At 44.0% G+C, this 14,242-nt stretch carries 13 protein-coding genes, 1 pseudogene and 1 riboswitch; of the genes and pseudogenes, 4 read left to right on the top strand and 10 right to left on the bottom strand.

Annotated features, from left to right (window positions below; genetic code table 11):
- Positions 1-83 precede the first annotated feature (83 nt).
- Positions 84-1,037, top strand: a complete 954-nt coding sequence (gene hpsE, locus H6F63_RS13725; RefSeq protein WP_190638155.1) for a hormogonium polysaccharide biosynthesis glycosyltransferase HpsE — start codon at positions 84-86, stop codon at positions 1,035-1,037.
- A gap of 286 nt (positions 1,038-1,323) precedes the next feature.
- On the opposite strand, the gene H6F63_RS13720 is transcribed toward hpsE, so the two are convergent.
- The 6 genes from H6F63_RS13720 to H6F63_RS13695 all read right to left on the bottom strand — a co-directional run bounded on the left by H6F63_RS13720 (position 1,324) and on the right by H6F63_RS13695 (position 7,673).
- Positions 1,324-2,115 carry a PEP-CTERM sorting domain-containing protein gene (locus tag H6F63_RS13720; RefSeq protein ID WP_190638153.1) on the bottom strand — a complete coding sequence of 264 codons (792 nt, stop codon included), beginning with the start codon at positions 2,113-2,115 and terminating at the stop codon, positions 1,324-1,326.
- A 687-nt stretch (positions 2,116-2,802) separates the two neighbouring features.
- The gene (gene nblB, locus H6F63_RS13715) at positions 2,803-3,471 is read right to left on the bottom strand and encodes a phycobilisome degradation protein NblB (protein ID WP_190638145.1); all 669 of its coding nucleotides are present in this window, start codon (positions 3,469-3,471) and stop codon (positions 2,803-2,805) included.
- Between the two features lie 97 nt (positions 3,472-3,568).
- The gene (locus tag H6F63_RS13710; RefSeq protein WP_190436315.1) at positions 3,569-4,030 is read right to left on the bottom strand and encodes a CBS domain-containing protein; all 462 of its coding nucleotides are present in this window, start codon (positions 4,028-4,030) and stop codon (positions 3,569-3,571) included.
- Between the two features lie 55 nt (positions 4,031-4,085).
- Complete coding sequence (locus H6F63_RS13705) at positions 4,086-5,144, bottom strand: M20/M25/M40 family metallo-hydrolase (RefSeq protein WP_190638143.1); 1,059 nt, start codon at positions 5,142-5,144, stop codon at positions 4,086-4,088.
- A 151-nt stretch (positions 5,145-5,295) separates the two neighbouring features.
- On the bottom strand, positions 5,296-6,360 hold the full coding sequence (locus tag H6F63_RS13700; RefSeq protein WP_190638141.1) for an SGNH/GDSL hydrolase family protein: 1,065 nt from the start codon (positions 6,358-6,360) through the stop codon (positions 5,296-5,298).
- A 635-nt stretch (positions 6,361-6,995) separates the two neighbouring features.
- The gene (locus tag H6F63_RS13695) at positions 6,996-7,673 is read right to left on the bottom strand and encodes a DUF4241 domain-containing protein (RefSeq protein ID WP_190638139.1); all 678 of its coding nucleotides are present in this window, start codon (positions 7,671-7,673) and stop codon (positions 6,996-6,998) included.
- 397 nt (positions 7,674-8,070) lie between these two features.
- Here H6F63_RS13695 and H6F63_RS13690 point away from each other — a divergent pair, with 397 nt between their 5' ends.
- Positions 8,071-8,487: a BlaI/MecI/CopY family transcriptional regulator gene (locus tag H6F63_RS13690; RefSeq protein WP_190425258.1), complete on the top strand. Its 417-nt coding sequence runs from the start codon at positions 8,071-8,073 to the stop codon at positions 8,485-8,487.
- A 5-nt stretch (positions 8,488-8,492) separates the two neighbouring features.
- Positions 8,493-9,335: a M56 family metallopeptidase gene (locus H6F63_RS13685; RefSeq protein ID WP_190436320.1), complete on the top strand. Its 843-nt coding sequence runs from the start codon at positions 8,493-8,495 to the stop codon at positions 9,333-9,335.
- Positions 9,336-9,491: 156 nt separating this feature from the next.
- On the opposite strand, the gene H6F63_RS13680 is transcribed toward H6F63_RS13685, so the two are convergent.
- On the bottom strand, positions 9,492-10,151 hold the full coding sequence (locus H6F63_RS13680; protein WP_190638138.1) for a HupE/UreJ family protein: 660 nt from the start codon (positions 10,149-10,151) through the stop codon (positions 9,492-9,494).
- 70 nt (positions 10,152-10,221) lie between these two features.
- A riboswitch (cobalamin riboswitch) is annotated at positions 10,222-10,370 on the bottom strand.
- Between the two features lie 101 nt (positions 10,371-10,471).
- Between H6F63_RS13680 and H6F63_RS13675 the strand changes: the two genes are divergently transcribed.
- The gene (locus H6F63_RS13675; protein ID WP_190638136.1) at positions 10,472-10,906 is read left to right on the top strand and encodes a hypothetical protein; all 435 of its coding nucleotides are present in this window, start codon (positions 10,472-10,474) and stop codon (positions 10,904-10,906) included.
- 62 nt (positions 10,907-10,968) lie between these two features.
- Here the strand turns inward: H6F63_RS13675 and H6F63_RS13670 are convergent, their stop codons facing one another.
- The 3 genes and pseudogenes from H6F63_RS13670 to H6F63_RS13660 all read right to left on the bottom strand — a co-directional run.
- Positions 10,969-12,339 (bottom strand): S-layer homology domain-containing protein, encoded by a 1,371-nt coding sequence (locus tag H6F63_RS13670; protein ID WP_190638134.1) that lies wholly within the window; start codon positions 12,337-12,339, stop codon positions 10,969-10,971.
- Between the two features lie 151 nt (positions 12,340-12,490).
- Positions 12,491-13,360: an XDD3 family exosortase-dependent surface protein gene (locus H6F63_RS13665; protein WP_199298014.1), complete on the bottom strand. Its 870-nt coding sequence runs from the start codon at positions 13,358-13,360 to the stop codon at positions 12,491-12,493.
- A 348-nt stretch (positions 13,361-13,708) separates the two neighbouring features.
- Positions 13,709-14,128 (bottom strand): annotated as a pseudogene (locus tag H6F63_RS13660) (transposase); the annotation flags it as partial.
- Between the last annotated feature and the right edge of the window lie 114 nt (positions 14,129-14,242).

Raw genomic sequence — 14,242 nt, 5'->3', positions numbered from 1 at the left:
AATAGTTAACAGATTATAATATAGTAGAGTTCAGAAAGCTTTGTATCGTGTAATTCCCGTTAAACAACAGTTATTTTTTCATAATGGTTGACTTTACGGTGGCAATCTGTACTCACAACGGAGAAAACCGATTACCAGAAGTTTTGGAAAGACTGCGATCGCAAATTCATACAGAGCAGATTTCCTGGGAAATTCTTGTAATCGACAACAATAGTACTGATCGTACAGCAAAAGTTGTTCAAGACTACCAATCTAACTGGTCTTCAGCGTATCCAATAGCATACAGTTTTGAACCTCAAAAAGGACTGGCATTTGCCAGACAACGAGCCGTTACCGAAGCTAAAGGCAGATTCATCGGGTTTCTCGATGACGATAACTTACCGAACCCTGAATGGGTTGCAGTAGCTTATAGTTTTGGTCAGGAGCATCCAAAAGCTGGAGCCTACAACGGTTGCATCAAGGGTGAGTTTGAGGTTAATCCTCCTGAAGATTTTGAAAAAGTAGCCTGCTTCCTAGCAATTGTAGATCGCGGCTCAAAAGCATTTATATATGAACGTTATAACAAAATGTTGCCTCCTGGTTCAGGATTAGTCGTCCGCCAGCAAGCATGGCTTGAAAATGTACCTAGCCAACTTATTCTCAAGGGGAGAGTGGGGGAATCCATGTTAGCTAGTGAAGACTTAGAAGCACTCTCATATATTCAGAATGCTGGTTGGGAGATTTGGTACAACCCACAGATGCAGATTGCTCATAAAATTCCCCATTGGCGAATGGAGCGAAACTACTTAATCTCTGTTGTACGCGGGATTGGCTTAGCTCGACACCATATCCGCATGATTCGGCTAAAAGTTTGGCAGAGACCTTTTGCTTTTCCCATCTATATCATTAACGATTTGCGGAAATTCATCTACCTGTTCGTCAAGTATCAAGTAGTTCAGAAAGCAGATATTGCTGCTGCTTGTGACATGGAGTTTTCACTGAGTAGTTTAATCAGTCCTTTTTACCTGTGGAGTCAATCTTTGAAGATAAGAAAGTAGGGTGGGAAGAAACCACCCTACTTTCGCTGGTTGACTGATAAATCAAAGATAGCTCTTGCCCAAACCGCCCTCCCCCCAGCCCTCTTTTACAGGGAGAGGGAACAAGATTCGGATTCGCTCCCCTCTCCCAGAGGGATAGGGATTAGGGGTGAGGGTGATAGAGTTTTGTCAATCAATCACCCTACATTAGATTCGCTTGCTTGAGAAATAATCTCAAAAAATCAGGGCAAGAAACATACTTCTGCTTCTCACCCCAATTATATTTAATTTGCTTGAGAATTCAAAACTAGCTAGCTTGGCTACGTTTGCGACGACGAGAAGCAACTAACAACCCACCTACAAGTCCCAGACCAGCAAGAGTTGTTGGTTCAGGAACGGAAGCTGAAGCTGTTTTGGCTCCTGCTAGAGCAAAGTCACTGTATCTGTAACTTGTTCCAGCTTCCTGGGGAGATGTCAATACAATGCTGGAAACTGCTGCATTTCCGAAAGGATTCAGAATACTGTACAAGCCGCCGCCAGACTTATTAGAGGGGCTTAATGCGGTGACTAACTGCTCTATACCGTTCCAGTTCCACTGAGCCTGAGTAGCACTAAGAACCTTTAGGGTTCCAGTAAACCCACCTGCTGTAACTTGAGCAACTTCGTTGAGGAAGTCGCCGAACTCGCCTCTCTTGTACAGGAAAGACAAATCGAGGGATTCAAATATTGTAGGTTTCTCAACCGATAAGGTGAGGGTTTCGCCGAAGTCAGTTTCTTGCTGACTTCCAAGATTTGCTTTGCTGGAATCGTTGTATACACCTACACCCTTGACTCCATTAACTTCTTTCTTGGTCAGTTTCGCACCACCGGAAACCGGGTTAGTTGCACCAGCTGTAAGTGTAATGCCGTCATCAGTGGTGCATGAAGAAAGACCAGAAGCAGAAGCCGTATTGTTACCGAGATTCTCCAGGGGAACAGCCGCGCAGCCTCCCAAATCAGCGCCGGAATTAAAGTTAAATGCTTGAGCGGGAGCTACAGAGAGCGCGAGGGCGCTGCTAGCGAGTAAACCAACGATAGTTGAAGCTTGCTTGAGTTTCATGAGGTTCTGTTTGAGGATCGAGGTGGTTTTCAAGATTTCAATCTCCGCATATTTAGCGTTTGAGTTGAGTGACTATTTTTTTAGTAGAACCGGGCAAGTTGCTTGAGTGTTAAGGATGATTGTCTTGGAAACTACTTAAGCACCTGATGGACGAAACTCAGTTATCTAAGGGATCACTCTAGCTTTGAATTCTCAACTCAGTAGGTCGCGTAAATAAGCTTGATTGCTTTTGTTATTCTCACTATAGGGGTTACTACTAGAGGTTGGCAAGAATGCGGATGTAACTTCACTTACTCTTCAAAATGTTTCGTACTTTGGGGAGATTTTTATAAAGTTGGGGTAAAAGGGGGATGAAATAAGTCCATATTTAATTATTTCAATTTTCCTTGTTTGGGAATAAATAAAACTAATAAAAATATCCGTCAAATTACTGATGCTCAAATCATATTTTTTCGTAAAACACTGAGATATTTGCTCAACGAGTAACTGTAATTAAAAATTTCTATGGGAAAATACTTAATTAGATAGCTGCAAAAACAGGCGAAGCACTTGTATCCAAGTTTGGAGATTAAGCTCTGGTTAACTTGGTAAATGCTTCGCCCTAGCTGTGAAAATAAACTTTTTTAGGTTAGTATACGCTTGCTCAAATCGGTGCGATCGGCAACACTACAAACGCTATTAGACAGGCTAGGAGACGGATTTTAAAGAAGTTTTGGCTTCTTCGGCTACTTGCTCGACTTGATCATTTGCCAAAGCTTCTAATGTAGAGCGTGCCTCTGATCCGCCTAGCCTGTGAAGCGCCTGTACTACTCGGTAGCGGATTTGCCAGTCTGGATGGGTAGCATAGGGAACGATGAGGGAAACTGCTCGCGGATCTCCCAGTTCTCCCAGTGAGGAAATAGCAGCTGTTTGTACCAGGTCGTTATCGGAGGTGAGGGCTTCTTGTAATAGGTCAAAAGCTCGCTCGTCGCCCATCTCCCCCAAGGCGGCAATAATGCTGAATTTGACGAGCCATTCAGGGCTTTGCTGGTAAACTTGCTGCAAGTCTAAGAAGGCATCTTTTAGCTTCAGCGCTCCCAGCGCATCAGCAGCAGCAGCTTGTACGTCGGCTTCAGGGTCGTGGAAGAGGCGATCGCGTAATATTGTTAAACTTTTTTCTAAATCTTGGTGTCCCAGCGTATCCATCTGGCTGACAGCTGCATATCGAACTCTGGTATTACTGTCAGTAACAACAGGTTGAATTAGTTCAAATGCGATCGCCACTTCCAACTGGCGCAACTGGTTAATCGCACGGATGCGATCACCAAAATTATCTGAACCTAGCAATTCTTTAACAGACTCAGGGGTAATGCTCATTATTATTTGTTGTTAGTTGTCGTAGATGTCTGAAGGTTGGATTAAAACGTTGGGTGAGGATTTTACTTTCCTACTTTAGGGTGAGTAATGACAGGTACTACATTTCTGCCGCCATTGCCCGCACAATATCCCCACGAGTGAGGATACCAATCACTTGCTCTGATTGATCAATCACTGGCAAACGGCGCACATTTCGCTCGTGCATTAGCGCGGCGGCTTCCCGCAAGAATTTATCAGGTGCAATTGTAATTGCATCAGAGGTCATTACTTCCCCGACTGTTTGCCCCAGCGCCTTATGCAGTTCTCGTTCGTAAGTGCCTGGGTTTTGCAGATAAATCACACTGTCTAGAAACATGATGTAAGCGGGGGGAGTCGCCCCGGTTTCTTGCCACATCAAGTCGGTTTCTGAGATTACCCCCACCAATTTTCCATTTTCATCCACCACTGGCAGACCGCTGATGCGTCGTTCTGCCAGGATTTGGATAGCCTCTTTGAGAGGCGTGTCAGTCCGCACCAAAATAGGGTCGCGGCTCATAACGTCGGCTACAGTTTTCGACATACGTGGCTCACATCTGTCACAGGATGGGTAGCTTCATTGTAGGTAATTGCGGGGATCAATAGCTATTAGCAAATTCTGTTTCGCAGTAGGCGCAAAGGATATGGGTGCAGTTAGCGATCGCTCCCAAATGAGCAATCTCGTAACCGTGCGTGTTTTGCGTCGCAAAGGAGAGACAAGCTGCACGAGCAACATGACCGAACTTCATCGCAATTGAGGCATCGCTGCCAAAACCACTCAACGTCGCCAATTGCACCGGAATAAACAGCTTTTGCGCTACTTGCCGTATCTGCCAATTGAGCGTTTCATCATAGATGCCATAGCCATCCTGAGAAAGCAATACTGGTGTTACTCCGTCTGCAACTGGGTATTCCGGCGACAATGGGCAGATTTCCAAGGCAATCAAAGCATCTACGTGCTGCTTCTGGGTAAAGTACATCGCGCCAATTGCGCCAACTTCTTCTTTAGCAGAAGCCACCAAATAAACATCAACTGCTGGCTTTTTTACAGTTTCCGCCAGCGCCAACAAAATCGCCACAGATGCCTTATTATCCAGCGTATAACTGGCAATCCAATCCTTCATTCTGACCGGGCGCTTGCGATGCTTCCCGACTACCATTCGGGTTCCCGGTCGAATTCCTGCTGCTTCTAGTTCTGGGAGAGTGCATTTAGTTTCCACCCAGGCATCTTCCCAACGCACCGGAGTATCTTCTTGCTGGGACTTTTGGGGGGATTCGTGGGAAATGTGACGCGATCCAAAAGAGAGAATTCCGGTAATCGTTTGCTCGTCTCCGAGTAAGTCTACAGCGCCTTCGCCATAAACCCAAGGAAACGCGCCTCCAAGACGGCGAACTTCTACCCGTCCCTCCTTGCCAACTTGTTTGACAATGCCACCAATTTCGTCTTTGTGGGCGGTGATAGCGATCGCTTTTTGTGGATTTTGTCCCGCAATCTTGGCAATTACATTACCTGCACTATCCTGCCAAACTTCCACGCCAGCCGCCTGAAATCGCCTGATTAACAACTGGTCAATTTCTCCCTCAGCGCCGCTGGGAGAATGGTGCAGCACTAATTCTTCAATCGTTTGGAAAAGATTGTCGTAATCCAACAAAGTCATGCTTACAAGTAAAAACGCCTGACAACTAAAGTTAAGGGCGAACAAACAAAGCCTAGACGGTGCGTCGGCTTTATTCTAGCCGTTGCGTTGACAGGCTTTGTTTTTGGAGCATCGCGTTGCCAAAAATGGGATGCTTCTACCCATTTAACATTTATACTTCAGTCGCACCTACTCTGACTTTTTTCTGTTTACCTTTCAACACCGAACCCGCACCTAAAGCACCAAAAGCTAATATACCAAGCGCCGAAGCCGGTTCTGGAACGCTCTTTCCAGGTTCGGTTGGTGCTGTCAACCTTGAATAGGCTAATTGTCCCAGTATTTTATGAGTTGCAGTTGACGGGTGGATCTGATCCCAAAACAAATACTCGTTAGGATTCGTACATTGAGGGTTGAATAAACAACGGTCAGTGACATTCGTGAAATTATATTTTGCTGGATTTGCGATCGCGTCATTAAATGCCGAATTAAAATCCAGGGAAATTAGGTTAACATCGGGCGCTAAATCGTCACTCAAATTATCCAGAGTTTTGAACAAACTGGAGTTATGCTTTTGTGTCAAAGCGTTGAGCCTATCAGCATCCGGAGTTGGGAGGGTACCCGGCAGTTTGCCCAAATCTGGCAAGTTAACTACCATAATATTTTTAGCTTCAAGTGCAGCCAGGGATCTAACCGCAGAAGTTATGTTTTCGATGGTTTGGTCAGGTTCTGTATAAGGCTTAAAACTGCTTTGTGTAGGCAAGTAATCATTAGCCCCAGCCAAGACTATATAGAGAGCATTTTTGTCAGCAGTCTGAGAAGCTGGTATCAGACTGGAAAAAAATCCAATCTGTTGCTGCAATCCTGGTAAAAGAGGAAAAATAGTGTTATCAGTTCCTGTGGTAGCACCGCCGAAAGCAAAGTTTATGCCTTGAATTGGCTGAGTACCCAAAGTGGGATCAGTGTACAAAGTCAGGCTTAAAGCTAAATCTTGGGCAAGATAATCTACCCATACCGGGCCATTGGAGAAACGTCCATTAGAGTAGAAAGGGCTAGGAGGAATGATTGGGATATTGGGATTGCTTGCGTTTAGACCCGTCGAGGCATTGAAAACATTACCCGTGTCCGAGATACTGTCGCCAAATACGTAAAGCCCGCTAAATAATGTTGCTGCCGTTGCCTTCAGCGGCAACATGAAAGATAAGAGGAAAAATCCTGCGGCGAGAATTTGTTTTTGCATGGCCATTTTCCTTCCTTTATTTTCTGCTATTTTTTAACTCTAAAACTTTTTCTGTGTATTTATACACAAAATATACATAGTTTGTGTGAATTTTCTGTAAAGCTTTTGCTAATTTCAGAAAAAACCGGGGTAGCGAAAAGATTACGGAGATCGGTCACGCCTGAGCTTAGAAAACGAAACCCAGCACACTGACTGGGTAAAGCTATAGCAGTCCTAAATAACTCGTGAAGGCAAGATAGCCGACAATGCTTACGAAGTCGGCTATCTGAACGGCTGGCTCAAAACTCTGCCGAGGATTGCTATATAACCCCTAAATAAGTTGTGAAATATATCTTCGTTTGTAGCGCTTCCTCGTAACGAGAGCGGCAGGCTATGAGAGCCTGTCCTACAGGTTACATAAGAAAGGTTGATTATACCGGGACTAATTTATTTAGGAATAAGTTGCTCTTGGGGATTAACATTTAAGACAAATGATCCAATTATTAACTACTTGTAATCGCCAACTTTACATTTTGAGAAAATGTTGGCATCTGGAGCAAATCGTTTTCTGTCGTCAAGTGGCTGTTTAAGTTCTTTACTAATCACCAAAAATTTAATTTTCCGAGCGTTGCATTAGTATGCACATTGTTCTTAACTCATCTATAACTACTATATGTAATTTTTGCGCTATTAAAAAAACAAAAATCAGTGATAACATTAACAATCTTGTCCTCTGCGTCATAGCCAAAGTAGCTAGGATAAAAACCGTCGCCTAAACCCGATGTAAATGCAATAATATTTGCTCCAGTGGTTTGATCTACGATGAGATTAGCCAATAGAAAACCAAGGCTTATGTTTTCATCTAATAAATTTTCTAGCTTTGTAACCAATTCTTCTTCTTCTGTTTCTGCCTCCCATGTACTTTCAACAAGAATTTCAGCAGCATCTTCATCCATAAAGCAACCAATTCCACTATCAACGCCGTAGCCAAATATTTCTCCTTCTTTTAGAAAACTTAAGCTCTCACCAGGTCTAGTAGCCATTTCCCACCGCACAGGGGTTTGTTCATCAAGGCGTAGCATCGCATAAGCAAGTTGAGGTTCCTCATTATTTTCGTTATATGCAACGCTTAAAATAACTGGATACAACCCTGGATTAAAATGGGTAGCAAAGGGAACTGTCCCTAAGAGGAAAGCTAAGGGATCGCAAGCTACTAAACGCCCAGAAGTTAAGCGCAGTTTCCCGACTTGATAGGATCTCAACACCCTGATACCAAATTTGGTATTGAGGACTTGTCCTTGTTGGAAAGCTTTTGAAAAGTCGAGATTTTCCATCTTTTACCTGCTTTTTGATTTGAAGTATCAGTAATATCAACTTTATTTACTTTTATATCGCTCTTTTGTCACTCTACTTTAGGCGCTATCATAGGCAGAATTGGGGTTTCAGAGATTTTTCCTGATTATGCTCTTCCCAGAGTGACACAAGAGCGTTATATAACCCCTAAACAAGTTTGAAATATATCTTTGTTTGTAGCGCTCCCTAGTTACGAGAGCGACAGGCTATGAGAGCCTGTCCTACAGGTTACATATGAAGGGTTGATTATACAGGGACTAATTTATTTAGGAATAAGTTGCTTTTGGGTATTAAGATTTAAGACAAATGGTACAATTATTAACTAATTGTGATTAGCAACCTTACCGACAAGATAACTATTTAATTGGATTTGATAATATGGCTTCGATGCCCAACTACCGCCCTAAACAAATGTCCTTGGGGCCTTTGGAAAGAGAGATTTTGAGTATCATTTGGGAACTTGGTTCTGCCACCGTAAAGGACGTACACGAACGCATTTTGGCAGATCCTGAGCGAGAGTTAGCTTATACTTCAGTCACAACGGTACTGCGTCGCTTGACTGAGAAAGGTTGGCTTGCTTGTGATAAAAAAGAACGTACATTTTCTTGGCGAGCTTTAGTTTCTCGCTCCCAGGCGCAGGTAATAGAAGCTCACGATCAGTTACACAAATTTTTGGCAGTGGGAAACCCCGATGTAGTGGCCGCCTTCGCAGATAGTCTCGACTCTGCCAGTTTAGAGCAAATAGAAGCGATCGCGCTTCGTCTGGCAGCTGCACGCCAAGCTAGAGAGGAGTAAAAGTAATGCACTTAGTGATGATTCTTTTTGCGCTCTTGTTGATTTGGTTTCTGAGATGGCGATGGTCTTATCCTGTAGGAAATTGGCAAGAACGTTGGCAAACAGCGCTTTGGTCATTTCTATTTGGGCCACTGTTACTCATAATGACAGCGATCGCGCTGCTGTGCATGGGTGCCAACGGACAAATGGGAGGGTTGCAAACCGGATGGTTCAGCTATTCTCTGGCTCTAAGCTTTCTAGGGTATGCTGTCGTTTTATGCCTCAAATTAGCCATTGAGGGATGGCGTTCTGTGCGACAAACACGCACTTATCCCCAAATCGAACTTGATGGCACAGTTCGTTTTCTCGACGCAAACGTTCTATTTAGCGCCCAGGTTGGTTTCTGGGAACCGGAATTAGTCGTTAGCCGGGGATTATTGGAAATGTTGGATACGGATCATCTCGATGCTGTAATTGCCCACGAGCAAGGACATTATTATTATCGGGATACCTTTTGGTTTTTCTGGCTCGGATGGATGCGATCGCTTACATCGTTTCTACCGAATACAGAAAGTTTGTGGCAGGAACTTTTGCTTTTGCGGGAACTACGAGCGGATAGATGGGCGGCACAAAAGGTAGATTCTTTAGTGTTAGCTGAATCTCTGCTTTGGGTGGGGAGTCGTTCACCGATTCAATCAGAGAACTTCTGTGCTGCTTTCAGTTCTGTTGCCCCCCCAAATCGTTTGACGGAGCGCATAGAAGCGCTTCTCTCACAAGAGCCATTGCCACGATGCCCTAATAATATGTGGTCTTGGAAGTGGTTAGTTTTGGCGTTTCTGCCTTTGGTTAGTTTGCCATTTCACACATAATTTGTAGGTCAAAATAAAAGAACCTCTCCCCAGTTGGCTTGCGGGGAGGGGTTGAGAGTGGGGTTCCGGGTTCCAGAAAATTACGGTTAATCAACCAGACTTGATATCAATTGTCAATTTGTCAAGTTGAAACGTTCAAACGTCATTTAATAATGACTAACTAATTGACGAAGCGAGGAATACTACACCAATTGAGGATATAGCCAAACCAGCGAGTTGCAGAAAGGATAAACGTTGAGTGTTAAATTTCCCAATCGCGGCACTACCAAACCGGAAAGCACCAAAAGCAACGCCATACTGAATTAAAGTAAAACCCAGTAAGTAGGCAAATAGCGGAGTCATCCCAGCACCGATAATCGCCTCACCATAAGCGTAACCGTGAAACAAACCCGCGATCGCACCCAAAATTATCTGTAAAATCCAGTTAGGTTTATTTTGTTTTACCAGCATCGCCCCAAATGCGATCGCGCTTACAGCAATAATTATCTCTGTTACTGGTAAATTAACGCTCAGTAAATGAATCCCAGTTCCTACCATTGCTGCTAGAACAAATCCCGCTGGTATCAGTGCACCCTGCACTTGGCCAACCGCCAGTAACCCAATAGCAATCACAAAAGCAAAATGATCCAAGCCAATCAGCGGGTGCGCCAGCCCTGAGAGGAACCCTTCAAAGAAATTAGAAGGTACGTTACCGCCCATAGAATGGTGAGCATAAGCAGGCTTTTGGGCAATTAAACAGCCAACCCCGATTAAAGCAGCGACGCTTGTGTATCTTGGCAGTAGCTTGAAGAAATTAAAGTGTTTAATTTTAGTCATAATCTGTACCTCGCAGATGTATCAAATTCTTTACTGTTGATTGGTAATTAGGAATTGGGAATTTTCCCCAGTCCCTTTATCTCGCATCGGTGGGCATTCTGACTTAGAGGCTGTAACTAATGCCTCATCACAGCTGCGGGACAGCGCCGGACTTGCACCGAACTTTCCCCTTAACTCTGGTGGCTGCTCCTCACCAGAACCGATTGAGCAGAGCAATCATATCACTTCAGGGTTGGCATTTGAAAAAATGTCTGTAAAATTAACTGCAAAGACCGCAAAACCGCCAGAGATAACGAACTTTATTTGAGGAGTGAGCGAATATGTGCGTAACTTGTCTTGTTACTTCCGCTTTAATGTTCTTTACACCAAGTGTTTCTGACGTGCCTTCATCGGCAGGGAATCAAGTTGCATTGGCTCAAGAAACCCAAGCCGCCATCACTCAGCTAGTTAAAAATCTGCCTAATTCCTCAGAAATTAGCGTACTTCGAGATGGATTAGAAGTGTTACAAGTAAAATTAGCTAAAGCCAAAAATGATGTGGAAGCTCAAGCCATCCTTGATACTCAGTTGGATGTTTTAAATAAGCGCATTAATGCCGATCCCAACTCTTGGAAAATCAATGAGGCGCTGGAGGAAATTCTGATAATTGATGACAACGATCAACTTATTAAAAGTTTAAAATTGCCTACAAGTAAAACTAAAAATTTGCAACCTGTGCCTAAATCTCAAGGCATGAATTGGGGTTGGTTGCGTTAGAAGGTAACTGAAAGGGGAGCGCACCTCAATGAAAGAGGTGGCTCCCCAACCTACATCACTATTTACTGCTGATTTGGAGAACTTAAAGGTGTAGGTGATGGCTGGCTTTGTTGACGCTGACTCTGCAAAGCATCTTGAGCTGATATTCCTTCACCTTCAGCGCCAAAGTACCACACAGCCGCAGCTGCCTCAGCACGAGTTACAGGTTTTTTCGGCTGGAACAACGTCGTATACCCAAAAACTCGCCGGATATTCGCTAAATCTCCATTCTGGAAATCCGCCAACACCGCCCGCAAAGCCTTTGGTTCAGTTTTGCCTGCATCCTGAAATCCCCACGTTTGCTTCACCGCGTCAACTGAAGCTGTGGGTAAAGAGGAGCGCGTATCTAGAGGCACTTTCCAGAGAATCAGATTTTCGCGGGTTAGAGGTGCATCGGGGCGAAATAGAACAGCGGTAGCATCACCTGTCAATCGACTGGGAATTAACCCCGACTCCGCTAAACCTTGAATAGCTGAAAAATCTGGGTTATTTCGGGGAATGTCTTGAAAAGCTGGTTGAGCGCTATCTGATGCCAAACGGATTTGTTTGCCTGGATTATTGGCATGAATTTGATTATTAACTGCAACTAGCCACCGTGCAAATTGTCGGCGGGTGATAGTTTTATTCGGTTCAAACTGTCCGCTGGCAGTTGAGTTATTTTTGGAGCCAGCTGGCTCTTGAGTAAGTACCCCCAATGCTGCTAGGTCTTCTACGTACTGACGTAATTCTTGGGGTGCTTTATTTATATCAGTGAATACTGATGAGCTAGTTGAGGGAGCGGGATTTTCACTAGCTGGCTGAGTGAAAATATCTTTTAAATTACTCCCTTGAGGTGTTGTGGCAACGCTGGCATCGCGGCTATAGCTGATAGTAAATTCTGTGGCTATGTTTGAATTGTTACCAACAGCGGATTGAGTGGGCGTAGGCGTGGGGTTGCTAGTGCCAGAAACTGACTCGACGGACACCGTAACTTGCAGGTTATTCTGACGAGCTACCAATGTGTTTTCTGTGCCACCCGTTTCGGACTCGCTGACTAAATCCCAGTTATTAGATTGAAACTGTTGCTGGTAAAAGCTTAGAACTGAATTACTGGGAGCATCGGTTGTAAAACGGGCTGTCTGACCTTGACCAGAGTCAGGTGTCGCTGGTGTGACTTCTTGCACCTGAGCATCTGAATAAAGGGGTATTTCTGCTGGAAAACCTGCCAGTTTATCGTTCTGAGGATTGTTGGGAGCAGGCATTCCCAGAGTAATAGGGTTTTCTTTAAGTTTAGGGTCTGCTGCGAGCGATCGCTCAAGCGCTTCCTGATTAGCGCTGTTGGCGCAAGCACTTAACGAAATCAACAAGCAACCGATTAACCCGACACGTATAGCAGGACGTTTATGAAGTAACACAGCACACTGGAAAACAACTCTTTCTTCCTACGCTAACGCATATCGTCAAGCTGGTTTCCTCTGTGTGTGTTTAAGGGCAGATAAATCAAATGCCAAAAACCGGGTAACTTTTAATTTACCCGGTTTCTACGTTTTGGGTTTCTTAAGAAGCTTAATTTACACTCACCCTCACCCGGTGACGCTTGCTTAGTCGAGAGCCACCCACAACTAAACCTACTACAGCAAGACCTCCAAGCCCAGTTGGTTCTGGCACATCTTTAAGTTCTCCCGCCAGTGCAACGCCATCATTAGCACACTCTACAAACACATGAGCTAAGTAGTCACCGTTACCAAAGAGAGATTTACTAAACTGGAAACCAATGGTTTCAGTGCCGCTAGCAGCGAAGTGGGCAAAGTCAAGTCCAGCAGCAGTCAAAGCCCCGGCGGTGAGCATAGTAATATCGCCCACTTTTGTACCTGAGCCAATTACATTGAGAACTGAGCCTTGACCGAGATATCCATACGCATCAGCTTTGGTTGGCAAATCGGTGCCTAGAGTATTGGTTTTATACCATCCAGCATCATTGTATTGCTGCAAACTGCTGTATCCATTATTGATTCCAGTAACGCTAGTTGCTTGGACATTTTTGTATATGCCAGTGCTGGAAGCATTAGAATCGTTTGTCCCTGCAAAGCGAATCCCAAACAAACTTTTTGCATCACTAGCAGTTTGAAAATTATTACCCGTAAAGTTGAAGAACAAGTCGCCCCAGCCGATGTTTTTGTCAACAGCAGCACTGGCGTAAGTGCCTGTCAATGGCATACCACCAGTCAGCGCTACAAAAATGCTGTCAGCGGTTTCCTTAACTGCCATGCCTTTGATGTCATAAGCCGAGCCACCAGAGCCATCATTGAAAGCATCAATACTATAGTTCCAACTTTGATATAACGTTCCCGCATTAGCTTGTTGTCCAGTTATAGAAATCAGTCCTAGACTCGCAGCCATACCAGCAATTAAAGTAGCAATATTCCGTAGTTTCATAGAATAGACAAACCTTTGTTTGCGTTGAATTTATCTAATTAAATTTATAACCTTAATTTATTAATTAATCCATAAAGATTAAATCAAGATTGGCTAATGTTGAACTAAGTAATTACTAAAAAATAAACTGTATTTATACGTAAGTAACAAAAAAAATATCAAGATATTTTGGGGATTTTTACTGGGGCTTGGGCAATACTGGAGGGATAGAAGCTCAAAGTACCAAATTTTGCGTAGGTTGAGGCAGCTCAACCCAACTTACAATTATTTCTAACCCTCTCCTACTTGGCTTAAGTGAAGATTGACATACTCCCCGACCGTTTACGGTCGGGGATTCTAATTCCTGGTTCACAGAAATCCGCTTACTGTAGAAGGTTTCCCTTCTGCAATAGAGGCGGTCTTCTCCCCAGGACTTCCCTCTTGCGAGGCAGATCCCTTTTGCCCAAAGGTACTGTTTTGCCATTCTATGCCTAGAATCCCCATACCCTTTTTGAGGATATTTATTGCTGCATTTGTATCACGGCAAATCTCAATACTACATGAGGGACATGAATGAGTTCTGGTACTTAATGACTTTTTCACTCTCCAGCCACAATTAGAACAATCTTGAGATGTATAGTGGGGTGAAAATGCCACTACTGCTTTATCCCAGATTCTCCCGTAGTAGTCTAACCATTGAGTGAACTGATACCAACTAGCATCCTGAATTGATTTAGCCAAGCGATGATTCTTGACCATGTTGGCAATCTTCAAATCCTCATAGACAATCCAGGGCTATTTCATTCTAACTGAGTGACTGATATGGTAGTTAGGTCATCTCCCCAAGCCTGAGACCAGATGCCTCAATTAGCCATTGTCGAAGCCTTTGCAGATATCTGTGAT

The sequence above is a fragment of the Trichocoleus sp. FACHB-40 genome (assembly GCF_014695915.1).
GTDB lineage: Bacteria > Cyanobacteriota > Cyanobacteriia > Cyanobacteriales > FACHB-T130 > Funiculus > Funiculus sociatus.
The sequence above is the reverse complement of the archived record's forward strand: the minus strand, read 5'-3'. Positions and strand labels throughout refer to the sequence as shown.

What these genes read in the sequence shown, in the direction of transcription:
- nblB (WP_190638145.1), bottom strand. Translation starts at nt 3,471, where the DNA reads ATGAGCATTACCCCTGAGTCTGTTAAAGAATTGCTAGGTTCAGATAAT.
- H6F63_RS13705 (WP_190638143.1), bottom strand. Translation starts at nt 5,144, where the DNA reads ATGACTTTGTTGGATTACGACAATCTTTTCCAAACGATTGAAGAATTA.
- H6F63_RS13680 (WP_190638138.1), bottom strand. Translation starts at nt 10,151, where the DNA reads ATGACTAAAATTAAACACTTTAATTTCTTCAAGCTACTGCCAAGATAC.
- H6F63_RS13695 (WP_190638139.1), bottom strand. Translation starts at nt 7,673, where the DNA reads ATGGAAAATCTCGACTTTTCAAAAGCTTTCCAACAAGGACAAGTCCTC.
- hpsE (WP_190638155.1), top strand. Translation starts at nt 84, where the DNA reads ATGGTTGACTTTACGGTGGCAATCTGTACTCACAACGGAGAAAACCGA.
- H6F63_RS13665 (WP_199298014.1), bottom strand. Translation starts at nt 13,360, where the DNA reads ATGAAACTACGGAATATTGCTACTTTAATTGCTGGTATGGCTGCGAGT.
- H6F63_RS13700 (WP_190638141.1), bottom strand. Translation starts at nt 6,360, where the DNA reads ATGCAAAAACAAATTCTCGCCGCAGGATTTTTCCTCTTATCTTTCATG.
- H6F63_RS13685 (WP_190436320.1), top strand. Translation starts at nt 8,493, where the DNA reads ATGCACTTAGTGATGATTCTTTTTGCGCTCTTGTTGATTTGGTTTCTG.
- H6F63_RS13675 (WP_190638136.1), top strand. Translation starts at nt 10,472, where the DNA reads ATGTGCGTAACTTGTCTTGTTACTTCCGCTTTAATGTTCTTTACACCA.
- H6F63_RS13690 (WP_190425258.1), top strand. Translation starts at nt 8,071, where the DNA reads ATGGCTTCGATGCCCAACTACCGCCCTAAACAAATGTCCTTGGGGCCT.
- H6F63_RS13710 (WP_190436315.1), bottom strand. Translation starts at nt 4,030, where the DNA reads ATGTCGAAAACTGTAGCCGACGTTATGAGCCGCGACCCTATTTTGGTG.
- H6F63_RS13720 (WP_190638153.1), bottom strand. Translation starts at nt 2,115, where the DNA reads ATGAAACTCAAGCAAGCTTCAACTATCGTTGGTTTACTCGCTAGCAGC.